The organism is Oceanimonas aquatica (genome assembly GCF_030732065.1).
Classification (GTDB): domain Bacteria; phylum Pseudomonadota; class Gammaproteobacteria; order Enterobacterales; family Aeromonadaceae; genus Oceanimonas.
This window is the reverse complement of the sequence record NZ_JAVBHX010000011.1, coordinates 1-26,945: the sequence shown is the minus strand read 5'-3', so window position 1 is coordinate 26,945 and position 26,945 is coordinate 1. Positions and strand designations below refer to the sequence as shown.

Here is a 26,945-nt window from a genome sequence, read left to right as displayed (position 1 = left end):
GGAATACTCGAGTGATTGTGAATGGAATTCGCGTGGTTGAGAATGTTATAATATTACAAATATTGAAGTAAAGGCGCATCGAATGACCAAACTGGTAGAGCTGACCGAGGTCGGCCTGGAAGCGGACGGCAACGTCATTCTGGATCACATCTCCCTGAGCCTGCACCGTGGCGAGATCCTCACCGTGGTCGGCCCCAACGGCGCCGGCAAAAGCTCGTTGATAAAACTGGTGCTGGAGCTGCGCCAGGCCAGCCGGGGAACGCTTTGGCGCAAGCCGGGCCTGCGGGTGGGCTATGTGCCCCAAAAGCTGCACCTGGATCCGGTGCTGCCGCTGACGGTGGCGCGCTTTCTCAGCCTGTCTCGCGGTCGCCGGCTGACGGTGGCTCAGGCGCTGTCGCGGGTGGGGGCAGAGCGGCTGGCCGAACGGGCCATGCAGGCGCTGTCCGGCGGCGAAATGCAGCGTATTTTGCTGGCCCGGGCCCTGATGATGGAGCCCGAGCTGCTTATCCTCGATGAGCCGGCTCAGGGGGTGGACGTGCACGGCCAGACCGAGCTCTATGCGCTGATCCAGCAACTGGCCGGGGAGCTGCAATGCGGCGTGCTCATGGTGTCTCACGATCTGCACCTGGTGATGGCCAGTACCCACAGGGTGATTTGCCTGAACCGCCACGTCTGCTGTCACGGTGAGCCCGAACAGGTGGCGCGCCACCCCGAGTTTGCCCGTCTGTTCGGCCGCCCCGAGCTGGCCCAGCTGGCGGTGTATACCCATCATCATCATTGCGACGAAGAGCACCACGGAGACGTACGCCATGTGGGATAGTTTTCTGCTTTATGCCCTGCTGGCGGGGCTCGGCATTGCATTGCTGGCCGGCCCCCTGGGCAGCTTTGTGGTGTGGCGGCGCATGGCCTACTTTGGCGATACCCTGGCCCATTCCTCCTTGCTGGGGGTGGCCATGGGCCTGCTGCTGCAAATCAACCTGACCCTGGCGGTGCTGGTGGCCTGTTTGCTGCTGGGCCTGCTGCTGGCCGGTCTGCAACGGGGCAGCCGGCTGGGCACCGACACCCTGCTGGGCATTCTGGCCCATACTGCCCTGTCACTGGGGCTGGTGGCGCTGGCCTTTATGGACAACATTCGCGTGGATCTGATGGCTTATCTGTTCGGGGATCTGCTGGCGATCCAGGCGTCGGATCTGGTGTGGATCTACGGTGGCGGCGCCCTGCTGCTGCTGGTGTTGCGCCGGTTCTGGAGCCCGCTGCTGTCCATTACCGTGAGTGAGGAGCTGGCCCGGGTGGAAGGGCTCAAGGTGGAACGACTCAAGTTGCTGCTGCTGTTGATGATCAGTGTGTTAATCGCAGTGGCGATGAAGTTTGTGGGAGCGCTGATCATCACCTCGCTGCTGATCATTCCCGCCGCCACCGCCCGCCGCTTCAGTCGCACGCCAGAACAGATGGCCGCCCTGGCCTCGGGCATTGGCGTGCTGGCGGTACTGGGCGGTCTGCAACTGTCGTTCAGTTACGATACCCCCACCGGTCCGTCCGTTGTGGTGGCCGCCGCCACCCTGTTTTTGCTGTCACAGGTCATCCCCAGGCGCGGCTGATGTGTCAGGCGCAACTTTATAGTGTCTGTTTTGCCGTGCCTATCGGTCGGACAAAGGGCACTACTTCTCCGGCACGCCGTGAACCCATCCCTGGGGGCTCCGTTGCGCCATCCATGGCGCAAAGGGCACGGCGAAGCAGACACCCTTTGCCCTCCCTGGGCTGGCACCCTGCTGTCTGCTGCTCTCCAACTGGCAGCTCTGTAATTTCACGAAGTGACAGCGGGGATTGCCGTAGCCGACCGTCAAATGCCATGGCCGAAAAGTTGCTCCTGCATTTTCGGCATTTCCGCCATCCCTGGCGGTCAGATGCATTTGCCGAGCGTACATGGGGCGAGCTTGCTCGCCGTGACGAAGTAAAAAGCCTGAACGAACATTAAGTATGTTCGCAGCAGGCTTTTTAATGAGTGGCCTTCAATGAAGCGTGTCGTGAAGTGCAACCGTGCTGTCGCTTCGCATTGCTGAGGCTTCCGGCTTTCAGCTTTTCAGAACTTCATGCACCCGAGCCCTGAGAGCAGGCAGCTCTTCCTGCTCGAACCAGGGGTTTTGCATCAGCCAGCGGCGGTTGCGGGGCGAGGGGTGGGGCAGGGGCAGCCTGTCCGGGGCGAACTCCCGCCAGTGGCGCACGGTGTCGGTGAGAGTGCGGTATCGGTTGCCGAGATAATAACGCTGGGCATACTGGCCGATCAGCAGGGTCAGACGAATGTCGGGCAGGGCCGCCAGAATGCGTTTGTGCCAGGTAGGAGCGCATTCGGGCCGGGGCGGCAGATCGCCGCTTTTGCCCCGGCCCGGATAACAGAATCCCATGGGCATAATGGCAATACGCTCAGGGTCGTAAAACTGCTCGCGACTAAGTTCCAGCCAGCGGCGCAGGGTGTCGCCGCTGGCATCGTTCCAGGGAATGCCGGTGTCATGCACGCGCGTGCCCGGCGCCTGGCCGATGATCAGAATGCGCGCGCCGTCACCCAGCTGCACCACCGGGCGTGGCCCCAGCGGCAGCTCGGCCTCGCACAACCGGCAGGCGCGCACGTCGGCGAGCAGTTGTTTCATCAGTAGCCCAGATCGAAGTTCACTACCCCTTCCATGGCTTTACCTTCAATAAACTTCAGGTAATTACGGCTGAAGCGGGTCACGATTTGATCCGGAAAGCTGTAGCCCGAATTGTGGGGTGTGATCACCACGTTGGGCATGTCCCACAGCAGGCTGCTTTCAGGCAGCGGCTCGGTAGCGAACACATCGAGCACGGCGGCACCGATACGGCCGGATCGCAGGGCGTGCAGCAAGGCGGTTTCGTCCACGGCATCGCCCCGGCCCACGTTAAAGAACACCACGCCGGGCTTGATGTAGTTGAGCCGCTCTTCGTCAAACAACTGCCGGGTTTCGGGGGTGGAGGGCAGCACGCTCACCACCACGTCGGCCTGGGGCAGTACCTTGTTCAGTGCCGGCGGCTGATAAGTGCGGTCAAAGTTGGGGGCTTCACGGCCGGTGCGGCTGATGCCGAGCACCTGCATGCCAAAATGACGGGCGGTGCCGGCCACGTGCTGGCCGATGCTGCCGGTGCCTAGGATCAGCATGGTCTTGCCGGCCAGGCTCTGGTAGGCAATGGGCTGCCAGTTGTGGTGGCGTTGCTGCTCCCGGTAGTGGCGCAGGTGGCGGTTCAGCGACAGCAGGTGGGCAAACACGTATTCACTCACCAGGGGGCCGAAAATGCCGCGCACATTGGTGAGCTGGTAGTCCTGGCGGGTGCCGGGGCTCAGCAGCACATCGACCCCGGCATAGGTGGACTGCACCCATTTCAGCTGCCGGGCTTCCTTCAGCCAGGGACGAATCCGGGCGGGCTCGCCCAGCATAATGTCGGCCCGCTCCAGGCCCGCGCGAATCTCGTTGTCGTTGCCGGGCATCAGCACGGTCAGGCCCGGCAGGTAGGCCTTGCTCAGCAGATCCCGGTAGTGATGATTGTCCTGGCTGAGCAGCAGCAGGGTATGATTGGCCATACCTGTTCTCCTTGAAATGGGGTGTTCGCCGGTTTTGTGAGACAATGACACAGCAAAAATCTTATACCAGTGTTTCCCCCGCAAACTGTGAGCCTGCAGCGCAAACGCGCAAGAGGGCTGCGGGGTAAACCCAACCACAAGGAATTTCGCGTGTTCGGCGATAAATTTTACAAAAAACTCAACAAGCTCTCGCCCTGGCAGCAAACCGTGTTCGCCCTGGCGCTGGCGGAGCGCATGTATCCCAACTACCGGTTGTTTGCCGATACCGCCGGTTTTGGTGACGGTGACCGCTTTCGCCATTGCCTGGACGTGCTCTGGACCTACCTGACGGTCAAGGGATCGCGGGTGGATCTGACCGCCGAGCTGGAGTCGTTCGAGAATTTTATTCCGGATCCGAGCAAATTTGAATCCTATGGCGCCTATCCGGCCCTGGATGCCAGTGTGGCTCTTGGGGCGGCCTACAACTCGGTGATCTGCCGCATTGGTGAAGAAGCGCAGGAGGCCAGCAGTGCCTCACTGGGCACGGTGGCCGGCTTTGCCGAGCTGATGGCGGAGCGGGAGCTGGAAGAGCATGAGCTCTACGAACATGAGCTGATGGAAGCCGAAATGGAATTTCAGGTGGAGCTGCTGGAGCGGGTGGCACAGCCTCGGGAAGCCGAGGCCATACTGGCGGTGCGGGACTTTGCCGCTCAGGGCGGCGTGTCCAATATCGGTATCGGTCTGGAATAAGGTGCTGCTGCGTGATTACTCGCGCAGCAGGCTGCCCACCTGCAGCATGGGCGCCACGTCCAGATCGTGGGCGTTCATCATGGAAGAAATACGCTGCAGGGATGACAGCAGCAGGTTCTGCTCCCACTCTTCCAGCGACTGAAAACGCTGAATAAAGCTTTCCTGCAGCGGGCGCGGCGCGGTTTTCAGCTTTTCTACCCCGGCCTCGGTGAGTACCGCATGCACCTTGCGCTTGTCGGTCTGGCTGCGTTCCCGGCGCACCAGTTGCTTTTGCTCCAGCCGATCGATGATGGTGGTGGCGGTGGCCTGGCTCATGTTGGTGGCCTGGGCCAGCTTGCGCATGGTGATGTCGCCATGCTCGCTGATGGCCTGCATCAGCAGCAGCTGGGGACCGGTCAGGCCGGACGCCTTGCTGAGCTGGCGGGAATGGAGATCGATGGCGCGGATGATCTGGCGCAGGGCCACCAGTACCTCTTCATGTTTTTCCACAATCTACCTGTGTTCTCTTTATCAGGGGGCTCGTTAAAATTGCGCGCACCATAGCGCAAAAGCGGCGGACTGGAAAGATCCGCTTCATGGTTTGACCGGCGCGGCCGTGACTCAGGAGCAATTGTATGTACAATTGAGGTTCAGCGCAGGAGGCTCCGTGACCCAGTCGATTCCCCTTTACCAGCAGATCAAGCAGCATATTCTGGCCCGTATCGAATCGGGGGAATATCCGCTACATCAGCAGATCCCCCCCGAGCAGGAGCTGGCCGGCCAGTTCGGCGTCAGTCGCATGACCGCCCACAAGGCCATTCGTGATCTGGTGCAGGAAGGTTACCTGATGCGCCGGGCCGGGCTGGGTACCTTTGTCACCGAGCCCAAGGCGGAGTCGCCCCTGGCCGACATCAACAATATCGCCGACGAGGTGCGCAGCCGGGGCCATGATTACGCCAACAGGGTGCTGGTGCTGGACAGCCGGCGTGCCGACGAGGAAGTGGCGCTGCACATGGGCATGCGGCTTAATTCAAGGGTGTTTCATTCGGTACTTGTGCACCTGGAAAACGGCGTGCCCATTCAGGTGGAAGAGCGCTTCGTCAATCCCCAGCTGGCGCCGGGCTACCTGAGCTGCGATTTTACGCAGCAGACCCCCAATGCCTATCTGGTGGCCCAGTGCCCGCTGTCGGACATGGAGCACATTGTCGAGGCCCGGCTGGCGCCGGCCAACATTGCCGACTGGCTGCAGATTTCTGCAGAGCAACCCTGTCTGCTGGTCACCCGCCGCACCTGGTCCCTCAACCAGCTGGTGAGCTTCGCCCGGCTCTGGCACCCCGGCAACCGCTACAAGCTGAGATCAACATTGAAGCTATAAGTGATGGCGGGGACTAGGGACTGGGGACTGGAAAAATGCACGGTCGTCTAATCCCAAGTCCCCAATCCCTATTCCCTGGTTTCAACGCCAGCGGGTCAGCTGCAGATCCAGGCTGTGGCTGCCGTCGGTGAGCTGAATTTCCTCGTCCTGCAGGGTGGCGAACAAGTCCATGCTGCGCTGGCACAGCTCCCCCAGTTGCGCCGGTTGCGGATCGGCCAGATGAAAAATTTCCAGTCTGGGCAGCTGACCCAGCTCCACCTTGTGCTTGTTCCACCAATCAATGGCGCTGCGGCCGCCATAGCTGTAAATCACCACCTGTTCGGCCCGGGACAGAGCCTGTTTGATGCGTTTGACGCTGGGCTCGCCCAGCTCCACCCACAGCACAATGCGGCCGTCGGGGGCCTTTTGCCACAGCTCGGGCTCGTCGTCTGTGCTCAGCCCCTTGGTAAAGGACAGGTCTTCACCGGCATGGCGCATAAAGGCCAGCAGCCGCACCATCAGGCGAATGTCGGTTTCGGACGGGTGTTGGGCCACGGTCAGGCTGTGAGCCTGATAATAATGGCGGGTCATATCACTGATATTGATGCGCACCTTGCGCAGGGTGGCGGAAAGGGCCATGAACGGGTTCCGTGTAAAAGCGGACATAGTAACGGCTAGCGACACACCGGACCAGTGTTGCCGGCGCCAGCATTCTGTTCGTTTGAGTGTCAACTGAAGCGCGACTGAATGAAGTGTATATACAATAGGGCTGATTATGTTCGGCTTATGTAAATAAATTGTGTGATCCTTGTCTGTTTATTCCCACTTATTCTGATTTTTTGCTTGTCAGCGAAGTCGTTGTTCTATTTAAATGTATATACAAATAGCACAGCAAGGAGTCACTCATGTCACAACCGGATCGCCTCTGGATCAACGTCACCCTGTTTGACGGCCTGACCACCGCCGGCCAGCCCATGGCGGTGGCTGTCACCAAGGGTCTGATCGAGCGGGTGTGCCCCATGAGTGAACTGCCGGCCGGCGAGCGAGTGGCCGGCGAGGTAATTGACGCCGAGGGCCGGCTGCTGACCCCGGGGCTGGTGGACTGCCATACCCACCTGGTGTTTGGCGGCAGCCGCGCCGGTGAGTTTGAGGCCCGGCTCGAAGGCAAGAGCTATGAAGACATCGCCCGGGCCGGCGGTGGCATTCTCAGCACGGTGCGCGCCACCCGCGCGGCCTGCGAGGACGAGCTGTTTGCCGCCGCCCTGCCGCGCCTTGAGGCGCTGATGAGTGAGGGCGTGACCACGGTGGAGATCAAGTCCGGTTACGGCCTCACCGTGGAAGACGAGCTGAAAATGCTGCGGGTGGCCCGCCGCCTTGGGTGTGAGCGGCCGGTACAGGTGGTGACCACCCTGCTCGGGGCCCATGCCCTGCCGCCGGAATATAAAGACGATGCCGACGGCTATATCGAGCTGGTGTGCAACCGCATGATACCGGCGGCGGCCGCCGAAGGCCTGGCCGACGCGGTGGACGTGTTCTGCGAGGGCATCGGCTTTTCCGTGGCCCAGTGCCAGCGGGTGTATGCCGCCGCCAAACAGCATGGTCTGGCCATCAAGGGTCATACCGAACAATTGTCGAACCTGGGCGGCAGTGCCGCCGCTGCCCGGGCCGGCGCGCTGTCGGTGGATCACATCGAATACCTGGATGAAGCCGGGGTAACCGCGCTGGCCGAGGCCGGCACCGTCGCCACCCTGCTGCCGGGCGCCTTTTATATGCTGCGCGAAACTCAAGTGCCGCCCATTGCGTTGCTGCGCCGCCATAAGGTGCCCATGGCCCTGGCTACCGACGCCAACCCCGGCACCTCACCGATTTTCAGCCTGCGGCTGATGCTGAACATGGCCTGCACCCTGTTCCGGCTGACGCCGCTGGAAGCCCTGAGCGGCGTCACCACCCACGGTGCTCAGGCGCTTGGGCTGCACCAACACACCGGGCGCATTGCCCCCGGCCTGCGAGCAGATTTCTGTTTGTGGAATACCAGCAATCCGGCGGAGCTGGCCTACAGCGTGGGCCTGCCCACCCTGGCGAAGCGCGTATTTGCCGGTCACTGAATTGAAACAACCGTATTGATTACGACACTGAAGAGGGAATTTTCCATGGCTCAGCAAAGCAACCGTCACGATCCCAGCCGCGTCATCAAGGCGCCCACCGGCGTCAACAAAATCTGTAAAAGCTGGCTCACCGAGGCCGCCTACCGCATGCTGCACAACAACCTGCACCCGGACGTGGCCGAGCGGCCCGAGGATCTGGTGGTGTACGGCGGTATTGGTCGCGCGGCGCGCAACTGGCCCTGCTTTGATCGCATTGCCGAGGTGCTGACCCGCCTGGAAGACGATGAAACCCTGCTGATCCAGTCCGGCAAGCCGGTGGGCGTGTTCAAGACCCACGCCGATGCCCCCAGAGTGCTGCTGGCCAACTCCAACCTGGTACCCCACTGGGCCAACTGGGAACATTTCAACGAGCTCGATAAAAAGGGCCTGATGATGTACGGCCAGATGACCGCCGGATCCTGGATTTACATTGGCTCTCAGGGCATTGTGCAGGGCACGTACGAGACCTTTGTGGCCATGGCCAAGCAGCACTTCAGCGGCGAGGCCAAGGGGCGCTGGATCCTCACCGGTGGTCTGGGCGGCATGGGCGGCGCCCAGCCCCTGGCCGCCACCATGGCCGGCTTCAGCTGTATTGCGGTGGAATGCGACGAAACCCGTATCGACTTCCGTCTGCGCACCCGCTATGTCGACAAAAAGGCCCACAGCCTGGATGAAGCCCTGGGCATCATCGACGAGGCCAAGAGCAAGGGCGAGGCGGTGTCCGTGGGCCTGCTCGGCAACTGTGCCGATATTTTCCCCGAGATCGTTGAGCGGGGCATAGTGCCCGACGTGACCACGGATCAGACCAGCGCCCATGATCCGCTGAACGGCTACCTGCCGAAAGGCTGGACCATGGAATACGCCGCCGACATGCGTCTGAAGGACGAAGCCGCGGTGGTGGACGCCGCCAAGGAGTCTATGGCCATTCAGGTGCGTGCCATGCTGGCGCTGCAGGAGCGGGGTTCCGCCACCACCGACTACGGCAACAATATTCGCCAGATGGCCAAGGAAAAAGGGGTGGAGAACGCCTTTGATTTCCCGGGCTTCGTGCCGGCCTATATTCGTCCGCTGTTCTGCCAGGGTATTGGCCCGTTCCGCTGGGTGGCCCTGTCCGGGGATCCGGAAGACATCTACAAGACCGATGCCAAGGTGAAGGAGCTGATCCCCGATGATCCGCACCTGCACAACTGGCTTGACATGGCCCGGGAGCGGATCAGCTTTCAGGGGCTGCCGGCGCGGATCTGCTGGGTGGGCCTCAAGGATCGTGCCCGTCTGGGCCGGGCCTTCAATGACATGGTGAAAAATGGCGAGCTCAAGGCGCCCATAGTAATAGGCCGGGATCACCTGGACTCCGGCTCGGTGGCCAGCCCCAACCGGGAAACCGAGGCCATGCAGGATGGCTCCGATGCCGTCTCCGACTGGCCGCTGCTGAACGCCCTGCTGAACACCGCTGGCGGTGCCACCTGGGTGTCGCTGCATCATGGTGGTGGCGTGGGCATGGGCTTCAGCCAGCACTCGGGCGTGGTGATTGTGGCCGACGGCACCGAGGCTGCCGATGCCCGCCTGAGCCGCGTGCTGCGCAATGACCCGGGCACTGGTGTGATGCGTCACGCCGACGCCGGCTACGATATTGCCATTGACTGTGCCCGCGAGCAGGGCCTGGATCTGCCCATGGTTAATAAGGACTGAGCACAATGAACACTCTGACCATCAACCCCGGAAAAATGACCTTGGCACAGATGCGCCAGGCCTATGAACAGCCGGTCAAGCTGAGCCTGGACCCTTCTACTCACGGTGCCATTAAGGCCTCGGTGGACTGCGTTAACCGCATGGTGGCGGAAGACCGCACCGTGTACGGCATCAATACCGGCTTTGGCCTGCTGGCCAATACCCGCATTCAGCCCGAGGATCTGGAAACTCTGCAGCGTTCCCTGGTGTTGTCTCATGCCACCGGCCTGGGTGAATTGATCAGTGATGAGCTGGTGCGGCTTATCATGGTGCTCAAGATCAACGGCCTGGCCCGGGGCTTTTCCGGTATTCGCCTGGAAGTGCTGGAGGCGCTGATGGCCCTGGTCAACCACGAGGTCTATCCCTGCATTCCCGGCAAGGGCTCGGTGGGCGCTTCCGGCGATCTGGCGCCACTGGCGCACATGAGTTGCGTGCTGTTGGGCGAAGGTCATGCCCGTTACAAGGGGGAGATCATCAGCGCCGGCCAGGCGCTGGAGATCGCCGGCCTCAAGCCCATGGGGCTGGCGCCCAAGGAAGGCCTGGCGCTGCTTAACGGCACCCAGGTGTCCACCGCCTTTGCCCTGCGCGGCCTGTTTGAGGCGGAAGATCTGTTCGCCGGCGCCATTGCCGTGGGCGGCCTGACGGTAGAAGCCACTCTGAGCTCCCGTCGTCCGTTCGATGCGCGTATTCACGCCGTGCGTGGCCAGCAGGGGCAGATCGACGCCGCCGCCGCCTATCGCCATGTGCTGGGCGAGGCGAGCGAAATCAGCCGCTCTCACGTGAATTGCGCCAAGGTGCAGGACCCGTATTCCCTGCGCTGCCAGCCCCAGGTGATGGGCGCCTGTCTGACCCAGCTACGCCAGGCCGCCGAGGTGTTGCTGATTGAAGGCAACGCCGTGTCCGACAACCCATTGGTGTTTGCCGACGACAACGACGTGATTTCCGGCGGCAACTTCCACGCCGAGCCGGTGGCCATGGCCGCCGACAACCTGGCGCTGGCCATTGCCGAAATCGGCTCCCTGAGTGAGCGCCGAGTGTCGCTGATGATGGACACCCATATGTCGGGTCTGCCGCCTTTTTTGGTGGAAAACGGCGGGGTCAACTCCGGCTTTATGATCGCTCAGGTGTCGGCGGCGGCCCTGGCCTCCGACAACAAGGCATTGTCTCACCCGCACTCGGTGGACTCGTTGCCCACCTCCGCCAACCAGGAAGACCATGTGTCCATGGCCCCCAACGGCGGTCGCCGGCTGTGGGACATGGCGGAAAACACCCGCGGGGTGCTGGCCATCGAATGGTTGGCGGCCTGCCAGGGGCTGGACTTCCGCGGCGGCCTGCACACCACAGAGTTGCTGGAGCAGGCGCGCCAGACTCTGCGCGCGCGAGTGAGCTATTACGACAAGGATCGCTTCTTTGCTCCCGATATCGAGCAGGCCAACGTCCTGCTCAAGGACAACGTGCTCAGCCATCTGGTGCCGGCAGGGCTGCTGCCCAGCCACTGAGCCGGCGATAACAGAATCACACCAACAAAAAAGGAGCGCATGCTCCTCTTTTTCTTTATCGGGTGCTGTCTGCGCTGGGTCATAAAAAATGGAAAAAGTTCAATTTTTTATTGAAAAATTCAGGGGTATAAAAAACAATACGCAAACGTCAATTATTATCATTTGGTTTTGTTTTATGTCATCTGCAAGGAAAGTGAAGTCAGCCGGCTTCTGCCGTCGTCCTCTCAGCATGTTTGTCAGCCTGGCGCTGATGCCCGCCCTGCCCCTGGCTGCTGCCGAGGTTGCCAGCACCCAGCTGGATCAGATAGTGGTGGAAGGAGACTGGTTGGGCACCTCCGACAAGGAGTCCGTCAAGACGTATACCGGTGCCCGTAATGTGGTAGACAGCGAAGAGCTGCACGAGCGCGGTGCCCTTAACCTGGAAGATGCTCTACGCAAGGTGCCCGGCATTCAGGTGCTGGATGAAACCGGTACCGGCATTCTGCCCAATATCGGCGTACGCGGCCTGAACCCGCTGCGCAGCGAGCGGGTGCAGCTGCTGGTGGACGGTTACCCGGTGGCCATCGGCCCTTACACCAATGTGGGGGTGTCGCTGTTTCCGGTGACCCTGCCCAGCCTGGAGGCGGTGGATATCGCCCGGGGCGGCGCTGCCGTGCACTATGGTCCCAACAACGTGGGCGGTGTGCTCAACCTGATCACCAAACCCATTCCCAATGCCTTTGAGCAAACCCTGCGCGAGCGGCTGCTGATCGCCGAAGACACCGGTCATGTACTTACCGACACCTATTACCGGGCCGGCGGTTTCGTGACCGACAATCTGGGCCTGCAGTTTCAGGCCAACCTGCAAAAGGGCAACGGTTTTCGGGACCATTCCGATACCGAGGTACAGAACTATATTTTTGATGTCGACTATTTCGCCGATGACATCAACGAGTTCAAGGCTCAGTTGCAGTACTACGATGTGACCGCCGCTCTGCCCGGCGCCCTGAGCCCGGCCGCCTATGAGGCTGATCGTAACCAGTCCCAGCGTCCTTACGATGGCTATGATGCCGACATGTGGCGCGGCACCCTGACCTGGATCCATACCCCCAGCGAAGAGCTGGAATTCCAGTGGCGAAACTTTGCCCACCGGGCGGATCGCACCTTTTTCTTTGGTCAGCATGAAACAATCAAGATTGATCCCGATACCGGCAATCCCAAGCTGTCTTACGATATGGATCCGGCCAATAAAGCGACCCACGTGGCTGACTCGCCCCGCATTTTTAATGTTTACGGGACCGAGCCGCGAGTGACCAAGCAGCTGGGCAACCATACCCTGATGCTGGGCGGTCGCTATGTGCGGGAAGAGGTGGAGTTTGACGTTAACCGTCTGCAACTGTCCGATGGCAGCTACAACGATACCGTGCGGGACTGGGACTTTACCACCAATGCCTATGCCGCCTATGTCAGTGACACCATCAGCCTGCTGGACGACCGCCTGACCCTGACCCCGGGCATTCGTTACGAAGAGGTACGTACCGATTACCGGGATGACAACTCCGGCGACATCAGCGACAACCACACCACGGCCTGGCTGCCCGGTCTGACCCTGGGCCTGCAGGCCACCGATGAGGTGTTCCTGTTCGCCAACGCCCAGCGCTCCCTGGTGCCGGTGCAAACCGCCCAGGTGATCCGTGAAGGCGCGGTGGCCAACGAAACCGCCTGGAACTACGAGCTGGGCGCCCGCTGGCAGCCTTACAGCAGCCTGGAAACCAGCGCCACCCTGTTCCGCATCGACTATGAGGATCAGATCCAGTACAACAAGGCCCAGAGCGTGTACGAGAACCTGGGCGAGACCCGCCAGCAGGGCATTGAGCTGGAAGGCCGCTGGCAGGCGACCGGCGAGCTGGCCCTGGGCCTGGGTTATACCTTCCTGGATACAGAGCTGCTGAGCGGCGACAACAGCGGTAATGAGCTGCCCAACGCGCCGCGTCATCGTGTGAGTGCCGACGCCGTTTACCAGACCGGCCTGTGGACCGCCAGCGCCACCGCACTGTATGCCGGTGAAAGCTTCAGCGATACCGCCAACACTCAAACGGAAGAACCCAACGGCAGTGCGGGCAAGCTGCCGTCCTATACCCTGATCAACACCCGCCTGGGCCGGGATATTGCCCTGGGCAATGACATGACCCTGAACGTGGGCCTGGGCGTGAACAACCTGCTGGACGACGACGCCTATTTCCGGGGGGCCGACGTCAGCCCGGTGGGCCGGCTGCCCATGCCCGGACGCACCTATGTGCTGGAAGGCCAGCTCAGCTTCTGAGCCGGACAATACGGGTCGCATAACAGGGGCTGCCTCGGCAGCCCCTGTTTTTTTGTCCAGTAGTCCCGTGCTAGACTCGGCTTCTTTTTTAACGCCGGGAACGTGGTCGATGGCGAATTTCAGAACCCATATTCAGGTGGCCAGCGCCGCCAGCGGCCTGCTCGCCGCCGGCATGGTGTGGGCCGGCGAGGTGTCCCTGAGCCAGGCCTGTCTGCTGTGGCTGGCGGGCAGCCTGGGCGGCATTTTGCCGGACATGGACTCGGATTCGTCCCATTCCCTGGATATCGTGTTCCGGCTGTTTGGGGCGCTGGCGGCCATATTGGCGCTGTTGTTTGGCCAGCAGCATCTTTCCCTGGTCGATACCTTTGTGCTGGGGGCGGTGGCCTATGGCCTGGTGCGTTATCCGTTGTGCTGGGCCTTTGCTCATTTTACCGTGCACCGGGCCAGTCTGCATTCGCTGCTGGCCAATGCCGTGTTTGGTCTGGTGACCGTGGTAGTGGCCGACCGTTTGTTCCGGCTGGGCGCCGAGCTGGCCTGGCTCACCGGCCTGTTTGTGTTTCTCGGCGCCTGCATTCACCTGCTACTGGACGAACTCTACAGCATCGATCTGGAAGGACGACGCATCAAGAAGTCGTTCGGCACTGCGCTCAAGCTGATTGAGTGGCCGGCGCCGCTGCCTAATCTGCTGTTGCTGGCGCTGCTGGCGGGAAGCTGGTGGCTGACACCGGCACAACCCGAGCTGCTGGCGCGGCTATTGCCGGTTTTACACATCTGGTAGAATGGCGGCGCTGACTGCGCCGTGCCTATTACAGAATCAAAATAACGCCGGGCCGGTGTGCAGCGACGCTTCAATACTTCACACACAGGACACAAGTGATGAGCCTCGCAGACAAGGTTTTGGCCGTTAACAACGACCTTCCCATTCGAACCCGCCAGCCGGTGCACAGCGGCAAGGTGCGCTCCGTTTACTGGCTGACCGAGGAAGACAGCCGCCGGTTGATTCGGGAAAAGGGCTACAAGGTCGCCCCCGACGCCCCCCTGGCGATCATGGTGATCAGCGATCGCATTTCCGCCTTTGACTGCATCTGGCATGGTGAAGAGGGTCTGAACGGCGTGCCCGGCAAGGGCGCGGCACTGAACGCCATTTCCAACCACTGGTTCCGGCTGTTCAAGGAACAGGGGCTGGCTGACAGTCACATTCTCGATATTCCCCATCCCTTTGTGTGGATCGTGCAAAAGGCCACCCCGGTGAAGATCGAGGCCATCTGTCGCCAGTACATTACCGGCTCCATGTGGCGTAGCTACGAAAAGGGCGAGCGGGAGTTCTGCGGTATTCGCCTGCCCGACGATCTCAAGCGGGATCAAAAGCTGCCCGAGCTGCTGATGACCCCATCCACCAAGGGCATTCTCAAAGGCATCCCCGGCGTGCCGGAAGCGGACGACGTCAACATCACCCGTCAGAACATCGAAGACAACTTCGCCGCCTTTAACTTCAGAAGCCAGGACGACATTGCGCTTTATGAGCGGCTGCTGAAGGAAGGCTTTGACGTCATCAGCGGAGAGCTCGCGAAAATCGACCAGATCTTTGTGGATACCAAGTTCGAGTTTGGTTATGTCACCGACGATCAGGGTAATGAAAAGCTGATCTACATGGACGAGGTGGGCACCCCCGACTCGTCCCGCATCTGGGACGGCCCGGCCTACCGGGAAGGCCGCATCGTGGAAAACTCGAAAGAGGACTTTCGTCAGCTGCTGCTCAAGTACTTTCCTGATCCGGACATTCTGCTCAACAAGGCGCGCATGGACGAGCGGGAAGCCCTGGCCCGTGACAACGCCTTGCCGTTAGACGTGCTGATGAAGATCTCCAGTACCTATGTGGGCATTGCCGAGAAAATCACCGGCCAAAAACTGGAGCTCTCCGATAACCCCAAGGCCGACATTATCGCCATTCTGCGCGATGATTACGGGTTGGTGGATTAAGCCCGCCGGCCTTATACGTCAGACAATGAGAAACAAAAACGCCACCGCATGCGGTGGCGTTTTTTCATGGCTTAAGTGCGGTTCAACGAGTACCGAACACCACTATGGTCTTGCCATGGGCGGTGATCAGGTTCTGCTCTTCCAGCATCTTCAGGATCCGGCCCACGGTTTCCCGGGAGCAGCCCACGATCTGACCGATCTCCTGGCGGGTGATCTTGATCTGCATACCGTCCGGGTGAGTCATGGCGTCGGGCTGGCGCGCCAGGTTCAGCAGGGTTTCGGCAATGCGGCCGGTCACATCCAGGAAGGCCAGGTCACCCACTTTCTGGCTGGTAGTCTGCAGACGGGTGGCCATCTGGGCCGACAGCCGCATCAGGATCTCGGGGTTCACCTGGATCAGCTGGCGAAACTTCTTGTAGGAAATTTCGGCCACTTCGCAGGGCGATTTGGCCCGAACCCAGGCGGTGCGCACCGGATTGTCGGTTTCTTCAAACAGGCCCAGTTCACCGATGAAATCACCCTGGTTCAGATAGGACAGGATCATTTCCTTGCCATCTTCATCCTTGATCAGCACGGCAACCGAACCCTTGACGATGTAATAGAGGGTTTCAGCCTTTTCACCCGCGTGGATCAGCGAGCTTTTGGCCGGGTACTTGTGAATATGGCAATGTGACAAAAACCATTCCAGGGTCGGGTCACTTTGGGGCTTGCCGATAACCATGAATATTCCTCTTGAGACGACCTGGGCTTCAACGGCCCGGCCTTATACCTAATTGCGTGGGTGAGCAGCTAGCATAAAAGGCTTGGGGGTCTTCATCAAGAGCCGTGCCGGTTTTATCCTGCTCTTGATGCAGGCCGGCAATAGGCTAATATGCGGTTTTTTCTGGAGGAGTAACTATGAAAGCCAAGGTCAGCTGGTTGCAGGGCATGTGTTTTGAAGGTGTATCCGAGTCTGGACACAAAATTGTTCTGGATGGTACCAATCCGGGGCAGGGGGCCAGTCCAATGGAGCACGTGCTGCTGGGTGCCGGCGGTTGCAGCGCCATCGATGTGGTGTCCATTCTGGAAAAGGGCCGCCAGGATATTACCGGGTGCGAAGCCGAGCTCAGTGCCGAGCGTGCGGAAAATCCCCCCCGCGTATTTACCGCCATTCACCTTAATTTTGTGGTCACCGGCCGAGAGTTATCGGAAAAACAGGTGGAGCGGGCGGTGGACTTGTCCATGAAAAAATACTGCTCTGTGATTAAAATGCTGGAAAAGGCGGTGCAGATCACATCTTCTTATGAAATCCGCGAAGCCTGAGTCACAGTATTAAAAAAAGCGCGGCTGTAATTAAAAATGCCGGATGATATCCGGCATTTTTGTAATTGAAAGATAACCCGGGTCATCAGCGAATTTTGCCGGTTTCCAGTAATTGTTCCAGCATGGGGCGCAAAATCAGCTCCATGGCAAAGCCCATCTTGCCACCGGGCACCACTATGGTATTGCGCCGGGACATAAAGGAGCCGTCGATCATCGCCAGCAGGTAGGGGAAGTCGACGTTCTTGATGCCACGAAAACGGATCACCATCATGCTCTCGTCCAGGCTGGGGATCACCTTGGCGCTGAACGGGTTGGAGGTATCCACCGTGGGTACCCGCTGAAAGTTGATGTGGGTACGGGAAAACTGCGGCGTAATGAAGTTGATGTAGTCTTCCATGGAGCGGACGATGGAATCGGTGACCGCTTCACGGGAATGGCCGCGCTCGGCGGTATCGCGGATCAGTTTCTGAATCCACTCCAGGTTGACGATGGGCACCATGCCCACCAGCAGATCCACATGCTGGGCCACGTTGTGCTCGTCGGTGACCACGCCGCCGTGCAGGCCTTCATAAAACAGCAGGTTGGTGTCATCGGGCAGCTGTTGCCAGGGAGTAAAGGTACCCGGCATCTGGTTAAAGGGTACCGCTTCGTCAAAGGTGTGCAGATAGCGCCGGAACTGGCCGGTGCCGGTGTCGCCATATTCCTTGAAAAAGTGCTCCAGCAGTTCGAAGTCGTTGGCTTCGGGGCCAAAGTAGCTGATGTGCCGGCCCTGCTCCCGGGCCCGGCGAATGGCCACGTCCATTTCCGGGCGGGTATAGCGGTGAAAGCTGTCGCCTTCCAGTACGGCGGCCTTGACCCCGAGCTGGGCGAACATGGACTGAAACACGTCGGTGGAGGTCGATGTGCCGGCACCCGAAGAGCCGGTCACCGCTATGATGGGGTGCTTGGCGGACATGACGAACCTTTAAATTGATGAAACCGTGAGTGTTTATACGCAGTGCCCCGGGGGCAGGTCAAGGTTTGTGACCGAAGCGCTGTGCCGGCACTATGTTGACGCTGTCGTGCAGCTCACTGTAGACGATAACCGCATCACCCCGCTCAAGCTGTTGTTTTACTTCGAATACTTTTTGCTCAAGCGAGACGTCCTGATCGCCGTACTCGGTGCCTTCCTGCAGCACGAAATGCTCAATCAAACTGTTCAGGGTGTCTTCGGGCAGTTCACGAAAGGGAATGATCATGGGGTTTCCTGAGTTGGGGGCCAATGGTGCTCCAGCCAGGCTGGCACCCGTTGTTCCAGCCAGTAGCGCGGTCGCCAGGGGCGGCCCTGCATAAAGCCCACATGGCCACCGTGACGGCTGAGCTCGTAGGTAATGGCCGGCGGCAGGGCATCCGCTTCGGGGATCACCGCGTCGGTCATAAAGGGATCGTCGGCGGCGTGCAGCACCAGGGTGGGGGTAATGATGTCGGCCAGCTTCGGCAGGCCGGAGCAACGGCGGTAATAATCGTCGGCGTCGGCAAAACCGTGCAGGGGCGCGGTAATGTGATCGTCAAACGCCCGCAGGCTGTTCACCCGGGCCAGATTGGTCACGCTGCTGGCCAGGGCAGAGTGGCGGTGCCGGGCCAGCCGGCGCTGCCAGTTGTGCTTCATGCGACCCAGTAAATAACGCTGATACAGACGCGACAGCCCCTGACCAATGCGGTCGGCACAGGCTGCCAGTTGCAGCGGCGCCGATACTACCACGGCAGCGCACAGCGGGTTGCGTCTGTGACTGGCCAGGTAATTCACCAGCATGTTGCCGCCCAGGGAATAGCCGATGGCCGCCATGGGCCGGCCGGGAAAACGCCGGCGCAGCACCTGGAGCACAAAGGCCGGATCCTCAATGGCACCTGAATGGTAAGCGCGCAGCAGCCGGTTGGGTTCGCCGCTGCAGCCGCGAAAGTGCATCAGCACCGGCTGCCAGCCGCGTCCGTGCAGGGCCGCCATCATGCCCTGCACATAATGAGACTGCACGCAGCCTTCCAGGCCGTGAAACAGCACCACCAGCGGAGCCTGCTTACTTTGCAGGGGCGTGGCCCAGGCCAGATCCACAAAGTCACCATCGGGCAGCTCCAGCCGTTCGTTCTGGTACAGCTGGCGAGTACGGTGCAGGGTGCGGGCCAGAATGGTCTGCAGGTGCGGATTACGGGCCCACCAGGGAGGCTGAAAGCGGCTGGAATGGATCATGGTGTCCTGTGCTGGTATGTGACGGCCGGCGCTGACGGGCCGGTAGGGTTAAAATACTGGGCGGCGCTGATAAAATCGAGTAAAACGATGCTCTCATTTACCACGGTGACAACACTATCATGGAGATTGCCCTGCTCGGTCCGGTGGCCGGCTTTGCCCTGGCGGCCTGCGGTACCCCCGGCCCCAATAATCTGTTGCTGGCCAGCTCCGGCACCCGCAGCGGCTATCTGGCCAGCCTTAAACTGTTGCTGGGCATCATGCTTGGCCTGCAGGGGCTGATGCTGCTGACCGCCCTGGGACTGGGGCGGCTGTTTGAACTTTGGCCGGCGCTGCAGTGGGGGCTCAAGGTGGCCGGCAGCGGTTACCTGTTGTGGCTGGCCTGGCGCATTGCCACGGCGCCGCCTCCCGAGGCCGGCGAGCGCCCCATGAGCTGGCATCAGGGCGCCCTGTTCCAGTTTCTCAATCCCAAGTCCTGGCTGATGGCCATTTCCGCCATCAGCGGCTTTACCCTGGCCGGCGAGCAGTACTGGAGCTCGGCCTGGAGTGTGCTGGGCGTGTTTCTGTTTTTTGGCCTGATCACCGGCCACCTGTGGACCCTGATCGGCATGCGGGTACGCCGCTGGCTGCGCACCGAGCGCGACTGGCGCCGCTTTAATGGCGTGATGGGCGGGCTGACCGCTGCCTGCGTGGCGATGATCTGGCATTGATTTGCGGTTAACCGTTAGAGTTTGGGCGCAAAGGGTGTAAAATCTGGCCGGTTTTTTGTCCTCGATCCAAGGCAGTCATGGTTTCTGACACAGATTTGTTTAAAGAGATTCGTCCCTACCGGGATGACGAAGTCGCCGGCGCCCTTGAGCGGCTGATCGCCGACGATGAGTTTATTGGCGCCATCGCCCGCTATCGTTTTGCCGGCCTGTCCCGTCTGGGCGGCGGCCTGGTCAAGCAGCTGATCCGGCTCTATCTGGGCTGGCGCTGGCGCAAGGTGAACAGCGTGCACCAAGTGCAGATGGAAGTGGCCGGCTTTATGGAAAAGATGATCACCAGCTCTACCACGGGCGTGACCTACTCCGGCCTGGAGCACCTGCGTCCCGACACCGGTTACCTGTTTATCTCCAACCATCGGGATATCGCCATGGATCCGGCCTTTGTCAACTGGGGTCTGTATACCCATGACATGGACACGGTACGCATTGCCATCGGCGACAACCTGCTGCGCAAGCCCTGCGCCACCGAGCTGATGAAGCTCAACAAGAGCTTTATCGTCAAGCGCTCCGCCAAGGGCCCGCGGGAAATGATGAAGGCTTTCAGCGAGCTGTCTGCCTACCTGCGCCATTCCCTCGACGAGCAGCACTCCATCTGGATAGCCCAGAAGGAAGGCCGGGCCAAGGACGGGGACGACAAGACGGATCCGGCCATTCTCAAGATGTTTTACATGGAAGGGAAAAAGCAGAAAATTCCTTTCAGTGACTATATTCGCAGCCTGAATCTGGTGCCGGTGTCCATTTCCTATGAATACGATCCCGGCGACGTGGCCAAGGCCCGCGAACTGCATGCCAAGGAAACCCAAGGCGGCTATGAAAAGAGCGAGTTCGAGGATATTCAAAGCATCGTCCAGGGCATTACCGGCCAGAAGGGCAGGGTGCATGTGGCCTTTGGCCGGCCCATGACCGGTGACTTCGACAATGCCGACGAGCTGGCGCTGGCGGTAGACCGGGAAATTCACGCCAACTATCACCTGTTTCCCAGCAATCTGCTGGCGGCGGGCCAGACCGTGGACGTGGACGCCACCGCCCGCCGCGCCTTTGAGCAGCACATGAGTGCCGTGCCCGCCGAACTGCGTGAACGGGTGCTGGCCATGTATGCCCGGCCGGTGCTGAACAAGGGGTAAGGTCTGAACCCCCGGCTTGTCACTGCCAGCCGGCTGAGCGGCCTGCGCATGTTTGCCGTGGCCGCCCGCCACGGCAGTTATTCCGCCGCCGCCGCCGAGTTGTGCGTGACCCAGGCGGCGGTGAGTCAGCAAATCCGTAATCTGGAAGCCTCCCTCGGTTGCCGGCTGTTTGTGCGCCGGGGCGCCGGCATGGCGCTGACCCATGAGGGGCGCGAGCTGCTGCCCTTTGTGGAGCAGGGGCTGGCTCAGCTTGAGCGTGGCCTGAGCCGGCTCACTCAGCCCGCCGCCGGGCCGCTTCAGCTTAGTGTACTGCCATCCCTGGCCGCCCGCTGGCTGATGCCCAGGCTGTGGCGTTTTGCCGAAACCCATCCCCACCTTGAACTGCGTTTGCACCCCAGCCAGCAGCTCGCCGACTTTGCCGGCGGCGAGGTGGATCTGGCCATTCGTTATGGTGAAGGAAACTACACAGGGCTGCATAGCGAGTGGCTGATGAGCGACACCGCCTTTCCGGTGTGCGCGCCGGCATTGGCGGCCAGGTTGCAGCGGGTAGAAGACCTGATCAGCCTGCCGCTGGTGGCCGGCCCCGAATATGCCGGTGTCAGCTGGGCCAACTGGCTTGCCCTGAGCGGCAACGAGGAGATTTTGCCGCACTGTCGTCAGCTCACCGTGGACGACGGCAATCTGGGGCTGGAAATGGTGCTGGCAGGGCAGGGAGTGGCGCTCAGCCGCTCGGTGCTGGTGGCGGATCTGCTGCGCGAGGGTCGGCTGTGCCGGCCCTTTGCCACCGAGCTGACGCCTCACCACCGTTACTATCTGGTGTGGCGGCCCGACTCCCCCCGCCTGAACGACATTGCCATGGTGCGGGACTGGTTAAAGCAGGAAGCGCTTTAAAGGCGGGGAGTAGGGATTGGGGAGCTGGGACTGGAACAGGGCTGTTTGCTGAGTTCTGAGCTCTCGAAGCATCAGCGTTGCCTGTATGCAGTGAACGTTGAGCGTGCTGAGGAGGGCAAAGGGTGTCTGCTTCGCCGTGCCCTTCGCGTCAGGGATGACGCGACGGAGCGTACATGGATGTATTTACAGCGTGCCGGAGAAGCAGTGCGCTTTGACCGACGGTAGTGCACTGCTTCGCAAACGATTAGTTTATTTCAGCCATTCCAGGCTAAAACCGGCTTGCTCGTCCTGGGCCAGGGTTCGGCTCAAGGCGGGCAGCAGCTCGGCGAGCTTTTCATCCAGTTTCCAGGGCGGGTTCAGCACTATCATGCCGGAGCCGTGCATGCCAAAGTCATCGGCCTGGGCCTGAACGCTCAGCTCGGCGCACAGCACCTGCTCAAAACCCAGTTTGGCCAATGCCGCTTTCAGCCCGTCGCTGCGATCCACGGCCTTGGCCAGCAGCGGATACCACACCGCGTAAATGCCGATGGGCCAGCGCTTGTGGGCCTTCTTCAGGGTGCTGGCCACCCGCTGGTAGTCTTCTTTCAGCTCATAGGGCGGGTCAATCAGCACCAGGCCACGTTTGGGAGTGGGCGGCAGCAGCCCCACCAGGCCTTCAAAGCCGTCACGATGGTGAATGGCCACGCCGTCACCGGCGAGGTTGTGGCGCAGCAGCTCCACCTCGTTATGGTGTAGTTCCATCAGGGTCAGTTTGTCCTGAGGGCGCTGAAAATGCGCCGCCACCAGGGGCGAGCCCGGGTAGTGTTCCAGCTCATCACCTTGGTTCATGGCCTTGATGGCAGCGAAATAGCCGGCCAGTTGCGGCCATTTTTGCTGTTCATTCCAGAGCTTTGCAATGCCGCCCAGGTATTCTGCCTTTTTCTGGGTCCACTCGTGGCTCAGGGTATAACCGCCGGCACCGGAGTGGGTGTCGATATAGCTGTAGCCCTTGTCCTTGGCGCACAGCGACTCAAGAATAAAGGCCTGCACCGCGTGTTTGAGCACGTCGGCGTGGTTGCCGGCGTGAAAGGCGTGACGATAACTAAGCATGATAAGGTCTCTTAACCGGCAAGTTTGAGCTGCCACAGGGGCGCATCGGCCACCTGCAGCGCGTTGAGGTAAGTGAGCAGGGCGCCACTGCCGGCGGCAACGGGCAGGCCGGCCAGCACCGACAGCAGTTCTTGCTGCTGCCAGCGTTCCAGCTCCAGCTCGTGTTGCAGCAGCTGGGCGTAGTCGTCGGCATCGAGCTGCGCCTTCAGCCGCCGGCGCAAGGTGCGCCAGTGGGCAAACATGCCCCGGCGATTTTCCAGCGTCGGGGCAAAGGGCGCGATGTCGACGGTCAGCCCTCGCTCTTCCAGCAGCAACAGCAGCAGCATCAGGTTCACGTTGGCATCGTGAGCGTCCTGCAGTTCAAGGCAGGCAGCGGCCACGCCGGGGCGACCGTAATGCTGCTCGCTGAACTGCCACAGCTCATCGGCGCTGATCATGACTGCTCCAGGGCTTCCAGCTGCTCCTGCAGCTCCAGCCATTCCATTTCAGCCTCGGCCAGCTGTTGTTGCAACGGGCTTTGATCTTTAAGCAACTGCTGCAGGCGAGCCTTGTGCTCGGCCGCGTAAATGTCCGGATCCGCCAGTTGCTGCTCGATGTCGGCCAGCTGTTGCTGGCAGCGCTCCATTTGGCTTTCCAGTTTGGCGATGGCCTTGCGCAGGGGCTGGGTTTGCTGGCGCAGTTCGGCCTGGCGGCGCTTTTCCGCCTTGCGGGCCAGGGCCGAGTTGTCCCCGGCCGAAGGCGTGTCGGCGGCCTGTTCCGTTTTGTCCTGCTCGGTCAGCCACTGGTGGTAGTCGTCGAGGTCGCCGTCAAAGGCTTCAACCTTGCCACTGTCCACCAGATAGAACTCGTCGGTGGTGGCGCGCAGCAGGTGGCGATCGTGAGACACGATTACCATGGCCCCTTCAAAGGCCTGCAGCGCCAGGGTCAGGGCCTCGCGCATATCCAGATCCAGATGGTTGGTGGGCTCATCGAGCAGCAGCAGGTTGGGCTTCTGGTAAACAATGAGCGCCAGCACCAGCCGGGCCTTTTCGCCGCCGGAAAAGGGCCCGACCGGGTCTTTCACCTTGTCGCCATGAAAATCAAAGCCGCCCAGATAGTCGCGCAGGCTTTGCTCGGTGGCTTTGGGATCGAGCCGGGCCAGGTGAGTCAGGGCCGACTCCTGCGGATGCAGGCTTTCCAGCTGGTGCTGGGCAAAGTAACCCAGGGCCACGCCCTTGCTGGCTTCCAGCTTGCCGGACAGGGGAGAAAGCTCGCCGGCCAGCAGCTTGATAAAGGTGGACTTGCCGGCGCCGTTACGGCCCAGCAGGCCGATGCGCGAGCCCGGCACCAGGTTAAGCTTGATGTTCGACAGAATTTCCCTGTCGCCGTAACCGGCGGCCAGTTTTTCCATGGCGATCAGCGGCACCGGCAGGCTGGCCGGCGGACGGAAACTGAAGCTGAACGGCGAGTCGACGTGCGCGGGCAGAATGCGCTCCATCTTTTCCATGGCCTTGAGCCGGCTCTGGGCCTGCTTGGCCTTGCTGGCCTTGTAGCGAAAGCGGTCCACGTAATTCTGCATGTGGCTCAGTGCCCGCTGCTGCTTTTCAAACAGCGACTGTTGCAGCGCCAGCTGTTCGGCGCGCATGCGTTCGAAGTCGGAGTAGTTGCCGGTGTATTCGTTCAGTGTGTTGTTTTCGATATGAATTACGCGGTTGACCACGGCATCGAGAAAGTCCCGGTCGTGGGAAATCAGAATCAGGGTACCGTCATAGCTGTTCAGCCACCGCTCCAGCCAGATCACCGCGTCCAGGTCCAGGTGATTGGTGGGCTCATCGAGCAGCAGCAGATCGGAGCGGCAGATCAGCGCCTGAGCCAGGTTCAGGCGCATGCGCCAGCCCCCTGAAAAATCACTCACCGGTCGGCCCTGAGCGTCACTGGCAAAGCCCAGGCCGTGCAGCAGGGCGGCGGCACGGGCGTGAATGTGGTAACCGCCGTGGGTCTCGAGCCGGCCGTGCAGCTCGGCGATGGCAATGCCGTCGTGGCGGGCCTCGGCGGCCTCCAGCTCCCGGCACAGGCGGCGGTATTCGTGGTCGCCGTCAATGACGTAGTCGAGGGCGGAGCAGTGCAGCGCCGGGGTTTCCTGGGCCACGCTGGCCAGCTGCCAGTCGGCGGGCAGGCTGAACTGGCCACTGTCGACGGTGAGCTCGCCCTTGAGCAGGGCAAACAGGGTGGACTTGCCGCAGCCGTTTTTGCCCACCAGGCCGACCTTCTGGCCGCCGTGAATGGTGGCGCTGGCGTCTTTCAACAGGGGGCGGCCGCCCCGAAGCAATTCAATCTGGCTGAGGGTGATCATAGAAACCCGGAATTGTGCAAAAGCGGTATTTTACCCGGTTTTGCCCCCGGTATGACAGGGGCTTCCCAGCCAGTGGCGGCAATCCTGCTCGAACTGGGGAAAGGAGGCGAACCCGTGTTCTCGGGCAAGCTGGTCCGGATTCGGGCTTTTGGGCAGATCCCGCAGCATGTGCAGCAGAGCGAGCTGACGCTGCCAGCTGGCCAGATCGCAGCCAAACTGCCGGCGAAAGGCCTGGTGTTGCTCCTCGTCGAGACCGAGCCCGGCGGACGCCTCGCTCACTTGAGCGGCCAGGGACGACATGGACTCAAAAGGCAGCAGGGCCTGTGCCGGCAGCTCGTCATACAGGGCCCGGCACAGGCGGCCATAGGGACCTTGCCAGTGCTTTTCGCCCTGCCAGCCGGCCAGTTTGCCGGTGATGGCCGCCAGCAGCGCCGTGGGTTGAAGCCGCCCGGCCTGCTGCGGCTGGGCCAGCCGGCACGACAGCTCAACACGGCTCACCCGGCTGCCGGCCAGGGCGTGCCAGGCGAACAGGGTGTCGGCGGGCAGAAAGGCGGCCTCGTTCGTGGTCAGCGGAAAATAGCGGCGGCCGAGCTGCAACAGGCCCGATCCTTCATGTACCAGCAGCAGGACACCTTTAAGGTGGCGGCGGCGTTTGCCGGGCGTTAAGTGAGGCAGATCGAAAAGCTGATGATGAATGCTGTAATGGGCGCTTGCGGTCATTGTGGTTGGTTCGTTTTTGGCGGAGAATTTTAAAAATGATTAGTGGTACAGGATCCCGTTCCATGGAAACCCGTCGTAGAAAGCGGTTTATTGCCGGCGCCGTCTGCCCGAAATGCCAGTCGGCGGACACCATGATGCTGTATATGGAGCATGGTGTCGAGAAGGTCGAGTGTGTGCACTGCGGCCACCATCAAAGCCAGGCCGAGCAGCAGGTGGAATCTGCCGCCACCGGCGACATTATCGGCGTGTTTCGGCCGGACTAGCCGGTTATTCCCTGCCATTCGTATGCTTTCTGGCCGCTTGCCGGCTTCAGGCTTGGTGCCGGCTGGCCTTTCGGGCTAGACTGGCTGCACGGCAGAGCGCAAGTTCCATTCCCTGTGTTTTCTTGAATTCTGCCGCCAATGGCCCTTCGGGGCCATTTTTAATCTTCACGGGCTTCATTTCATCCCGCGGGCCCATCATGTATTCTATGAGCCACCATTTTTACCCAGGGCTCATTCCCATGAAAGTATCCGACAACGCAGTGGTCACACTGGACTTTACCGTCAGTAACGCCGAGGGCGAAATTCTGGACTCCACCGAGAACAAGCAGCCGCTGCAATACCTGCACGGTACCGGCTATCTGGTGACCGGTCTGGAAAGCGAGCTGGCCGGCAAGGTGGCCGGTGAAGATTTCGACGTCACCCTGAGCCCGGATCAGGCCTACGGTGATTACGACGAGGCATTGGTGCAGTCGGTGCCCGGTGAACTGTTCGATGGCATGGAAGTGTCCGAAGGCGACACCTTTGTGGCCGAGACCGATGATGGCCATCGTCCGGTGACCATTGTGGAAGTGGCCGAGGAATACGTGAAAGTGGACGGCAACCACCCGCTGGCAGGCATGACCCTGTCGTTCAAGGGCGTGGTGCGTGAAGTGCGCGAAGCCACCGAAGAAGAGCTGGCCCACGGCCACGTGCACGGCGAGCACGACCATGATCACGACCACGATGGCGGCTGCTGCGGTCATCATCACTAAGCAGCACGCAATCATGAAAAAAGGCGCTTCGGCGCCTTTTTTGTTGCCCGTGTCCCGTCCTGAATATGGTTTACACCTTTCCCCCGAAGATATGGAGACCCCAATGGGACAAGGTGTGAAACGAACACAACGCGATTACTCGCTGACTTTTAAATTGGCTCTCGTCGAACAGATTGAAAA

Annotated in this window: 29 protein-coding genes; 17 read left to right on the top strand and 12 right to left on the bottom strand. The window is 60.9% G+C overall.

Features of this window, described 5'->3' with window-relative positions:
- The first annotated feature begins 82 nt into the window (after positions 1-82).
- Both znuC and znuB read left to right on the top strand, forming a co-directional pair.
- Positions 83-820 (top strand): zinc ABC transporter ATP-binding protein ZnuC, encoded by a 738-nt coding sequence (znuC, locus tag Q9290_RS14545; protein WP_306080375.1) that lies wholly within the window; start codon positions 83-85, stop codon positions 818-820.
- The gene (gene znuB, locus Q9290_RS14540) at positions 810-1,598 is read left to right on the top strand and encodes a zinc ABC transporter permease subunit ZnuB (protein WP_306080374.1); all 789 of its coding nucleotides are present in this window, start codon (positions 810-812) and stop codon (positions 1,596-1,598) included. The genes znuC and znuB overlap by 11 nt, the downstream gene beginning before the upstream one ends.
- 474 nt (positions 1,599-2,072) lie before the next feature.
- On the opposite strand, the gene Q9290_RS14535 is transcribed toward znuB, so the two are convergent.
- Positions 2,073-2,645, bottom strand: coding sequence for a uracil-DNA glycosylase family protein (locus tag Q9290_RS14535; protein ID WP_306080373.1), 573 nt, complete (start codon positions 2,643-2,645; stop codon positions 2,073-2,075).
- Positions 2,645-3,589 (bottom strand): D-2-hydroxyacid dehydrogenase, encoded by a 945-nt coding sequence (locus tag Q9290_RS14530; RefSeq protein ID WP_306080372.1) that lies wholly within the window; start codon positions 3,587-3,589, stop codon positions 2,645-2,647. The genes Q9290_RS14535 and Q9290_RS14530 overlap by 1 nt, the downstream gene beginning before the upstream one ends.
- A gap of 150 nt (positions 3,590-3,739) precedes the next feature.
- Here Q9290_RS14530 and Q9290_RS14525 point away from each other — a divergent pair, with 150 nt between their 5' ends.
- Positions 3,740-4,318 (top strand): YjaG family protein, encoded by a 579-nt coding sequence (locus Q9290_RS14525; protein ID WP_306080371.1) that lies wholly within the window; start codon positions 3,740-3,742, stop codon positions 4,316-4,318.
- A 15-nt stretch (positions 4,319-4,333) separates the two neighbouring features.
- On the opposite strand, the gene Q9290_RS14520 is transcribed toward Q9290_RS14525, so the two are convergent.
- Entirely contained in the window at positions 4,334-4,807 is a 474-nt protein-coding gene (locus Q9290_RS14520; protein WP_306080370.1) for a MarR family winged helix-turn-helix transcriptional regulator, read from the bottom strand.
- Between the two features lie 157 nt (positions 4,808-4,964).
- Here Q9290_RS14520 and hutC point away from each other — a divergent pair, with 157 nt between their 5' ends.
- Positions 4,965-5,672, top strand: a complete 708-nt coding sequence (gene hutC, locus Q9290_RS14515; RefSeq protein ID WP_306080369.1) for a histidine utilization repressor — start codon at positions 4,965-4,967, stop codon at positions 5,670-5,672.
- An 81-nt stretch (positions 5,673-5,753) separates the two neighbouring features.
- On the opposite strand, the gene Q9290_RS14510 is transcribed toward hutC, so the two are convergent.
- Positions 5,754-6,290, bottom strand: coding sequence for a YaeQ family protein (locus Q9290_RS14510; RefSeq protein WP_306080368.1), 537 nt, complete (start codon positions 6,288-6,290; stop codon positions 5,754-5,756).
- 266 nt (positions 6,291-6,556) lie between these two features.
- Here Q9290_RS14510 and hutI point away from each other — a divergent pair, with 266 nt between their 5' ends.
- From hutI to Q9290_RS14480, 6 genes are all read left to right on the top strand, one after another.
- The gene (hutI, locus tag Q9290_RS14505) at positions 6,557-7,756 is read left to right on the top strand and encodes an imidazolonepropionase (RefSeq protein WP_306080366.1); all 1,200 of its coding nucleotides are present in this window, start codon (positions 6,557-6,559) and stop codon (positions 7,754-7,756) included.
- A gap of 45 nt (positions 7,757-7,801) precedes the next feature.
- Positions 7,802-9,484, top strand: coding sequence for a urocanate hydratase (gene hutU / locus Q9290_RS14500; protein WP_306080364.1), 1,683 nt, complete (start codon positions 7,802-7,804; stop codon positions 9,482-9,484).
- A gap of 5 nt (positions 9,485-9,489) precedes the next feature.
- Positions 9,490-11,022, top strand: coding sequence for a histidine ammonia-lyase (gene hutH / locus Q9290_RS14495; protein ID WP_306080363.1), 1,533 nt, complete (start codon positions 9,490-9,492; stop codon positions 11,020-11,022).
- A gap of 193 nt (positions 11,023-11,215) precedes the next feature.
- Positions 11,216-13,324 carry a TonB-dependent receptor family protein gene (locus Q9290_RS14490; protein WP_306080362.1) on the top strand — a complete coding sequence of 703 codons (2,109 nt, stop codon included), beginning with the start codon at positions 11,216-11,218 and terminating at the stop codon, positions 13,322-13,324.
- Positions 13,325-13,433: 109 nt separating this feature from the next.
- Complete coding sequence (locus Q9290_RS14485; protein WP_306080361.1) at positions 13,434-14,102, top strand: metal-dependent hydrolase; 669 nt, start codon at positions 13,434-13,436, stop codon at positions 14,100-14,102.
- A gap of 98 nt (positions 14,103-14,200) precedes the next feature.
- A complete protein-coding gene (locus Q9290_RS14480) occupies positions 14,201-15,304 on the top strand; it encodes a phosphoribosylaminoimidazolesuccinocarboxamide synthase (protein WP_306080360.1) in 1,104 nt (367 codons plus the stop codon).
- An 82-nt stretch (positions 15,305-15,386) separates the two neighbouring features.
- Here the strand turns inward: Q9290_RS14480 and crp are convergent, their stop codons facing one another.
- Positions 15,387-16,025, bottom strand: coding sequence for a cAMP-activated global transcriptional regulator CRP (gene crp / locus Q9290_RS14475; RefSeq protein ID WP_306080359.1), 639 nt, complete (start codon positions 16,023-16,025; stop codon positions 15,387-15,389).
- 176 nt (positions 16,026-16,201) lie between these two features.
- On the opposite strand from crp, the gene Q9290_RS14470 reads away from it, so the two are divergent.
- Positions 16,202-16,606, top strand: coding sequence for an OsmC family protein (locus Q9290_RS14470; RefSeq protein WP_306080358.1), 405 nt, complete (start codon positions 16,202-16,204; stop codon positions 16,604-16,606).
- Positions 16,607-16,691: 85 nt separating this feature from the next.
- On the opposite strand, the gene Q9290_RS14465 is transcribed toward Q9290_RS14470, so the two are convergent.
- Genes Q9290_RS14465 through Q9290_RS14455 form a run of 3 tightly spaced genes read right to left on the bottom strand, consistent with a single transcriptional unit; the run spans position 16,692 to position 18,830 of the window.
- Positions 16,692-17,561, bottom strand: coding sequence for a phosphoribulokinase (locus tag Q9290_RS14465; protein ID WP_306080357.1), 870 nt, complete (start codon positions 17,559-17,561; stop codon positions 16,692-16,694).
- Between the two features lie 58 nt (positions 17,562-17,619).
- Positions 17,620-17,844: a YheU family protein gene (locus Q9290_RS14460; RefSeq protein ID WP_306080356.1), complete on the bottom strand. Its 225-nt coding sequence runs from the start codon at positions 17,842-17,844 to the stop codon at positions 17,620-17,622.
- Positions 17,841-18,830 carry a hydrolase gene (locus Q9290_RS14455; protein WP_306080355.1) on the bottom strand — a complete coding sequence of 330 codons (990 nt, stop codon included), beginning with the start codon at positions 18,828-18,830 and terminating at the stop codon, positions 17,841-17,843. Before Q9290_RS14455 ends, Q9290_RS14460 begins: the two co-directional genes overlap by 4 nt.
- A 119-nt stretch (positions 18,831-18,949) precedes the next feature.
- On the opposite strand from Q9290_RS14455, the gene Q9290_RS14450 reads away from it, so the two are divergent.
- From Q9290_RS14450 to Q9290_RS14440, 3 genes are all read left to right on the top strand, one after another.
- Entirely contained in the window at positions 18,950-19,537 is a 588-nt protein-coding gene (locus tag Q9290_RS14450; RefSeq protein ID WP_306080354.1) for a LysE family translocator, read from the top strand.
- 77 nt (positions 19,538-19,614) lie between these two features.
- A complete protein-coding gene (locus Q9290_RS14445) occupies positions 19,615-20,718 on the top strand; it encodes a 1-acyl-sn-glycerol-3-phosphate acyltransferase (RefSeq protein WP_306080353.1) in 1,104 nt (367 codons plus the stop codon).
- Positions 20,719-20,766: 48 nt separating this feature from the next.
- Complete coding sequence (locus tag Q9290_RS14440) at positions 20,767-21,609, top strand: LysR substrate-binding domain-containing protein (RefSeq protein WP_306080352.1); 843 nt, start codon at positions 20,767-20,769, stop codon at positions 21,607-21,609.
- Between the two features lie 249 nt (positions 21,610-21,858).
- Here Q9290_RS14440 and Q9290_RS14435 read toward each other — a convergent pair whose 3' ends face one another.
- The 4 genes from Q9290_RS14435 to Q9290_RS14420 are packed head-to-tail and all read right to left on the bottom strand — an operon-like array spanning position 21,859 to position 25,750.
- Positions 21,859-22,698, bottom strand: a complete 840-nt coding sequence (locus tag Q9290_RS14435; protein WP_306080351.1) for a 23S rRNA (adenine(2030)-N(6))-methyltransferase RlmJ — start codon at positions 22,696-22,698, stop codon at positions 21,859-21,861.
- Positions 22,699-22,709: 11 nt separating this feature from the next.
- Positions 22,710-23,135: a TIGR02444 family protein gene (locus Q9290_RS14430; protein ID WP_306080350.1), complete on the bottom strand. Its 426-nt coding sequence runs from the start codon at positions 23,133-23,135 to the stop codon at positions 22,710-22,712.
- On the bottom strand, positions 23,132-25,030 hold the full coding sequence (locus tag Q9290_RS14425; protein WP_306080349.1) for an ABC transporter ATP-binding protein: 1,899 nt from the start codon (positions 25,028-25,030) through the stop codon (positions 23,132-23,134). The genes Q9290_RS14430 and Q9290_RS14425 overlap by 4 nt, the downstream gene beginning before the upstream one ends.
- A gap of 30 nt (positions 25,031-25,060) precedes the next feature.
- Positions 25,061-25,750, bottom strand: a complete 690-nt coding sequence (locus Q9290_RS14420; RefSeq protein WP_306080348.1) for a hypothetical protein — start codon at positions 25,748-25,750, stop codon at positions 25,061-25,063.
- Positions 25,751-25,812: 62 nt separating this feature from the next.
- On the opposite strand from Q9290_RS14420, the gene Q9290_RS14415 reads away from it, so the two are divergent.
- The 3 genes from Q9290_RS14415 to Q9290_RS14405 form a co-directional block, all read left to right on the top strand.
- Positions 25,813-26,013, top strand: a complete 201-nt coding sequence (locus tag Q9290_RS14415; RefSeq protein ID WP_306080347.1) for a YheV family putative zinc ribbon protein — start codon at positions 25,813-25,815, stop codon at positions 26,011-26,013.
- A gap of 239 nt (positions 26,014-26,252) precedes the next feature.
- Entirely contained in the window at positions 26,253-26,765 is a 513-nt protein-coding gene (slyD, locus tag Q9290_RS14410; RefSeq protein ID WP_306080346.1) for a peptidylprolyl isomerase, read from the top strand.
- The coding region (locus Q9290_RS14405; RefSeq protein WP_306080345.1) for a hypothetical protein at positions 26,722-26,945 on the top strand (224 nt) is incomplete at its 3' end. The genes slyD and Q9290_RS14405, both read left to right, overlap by 44 nt.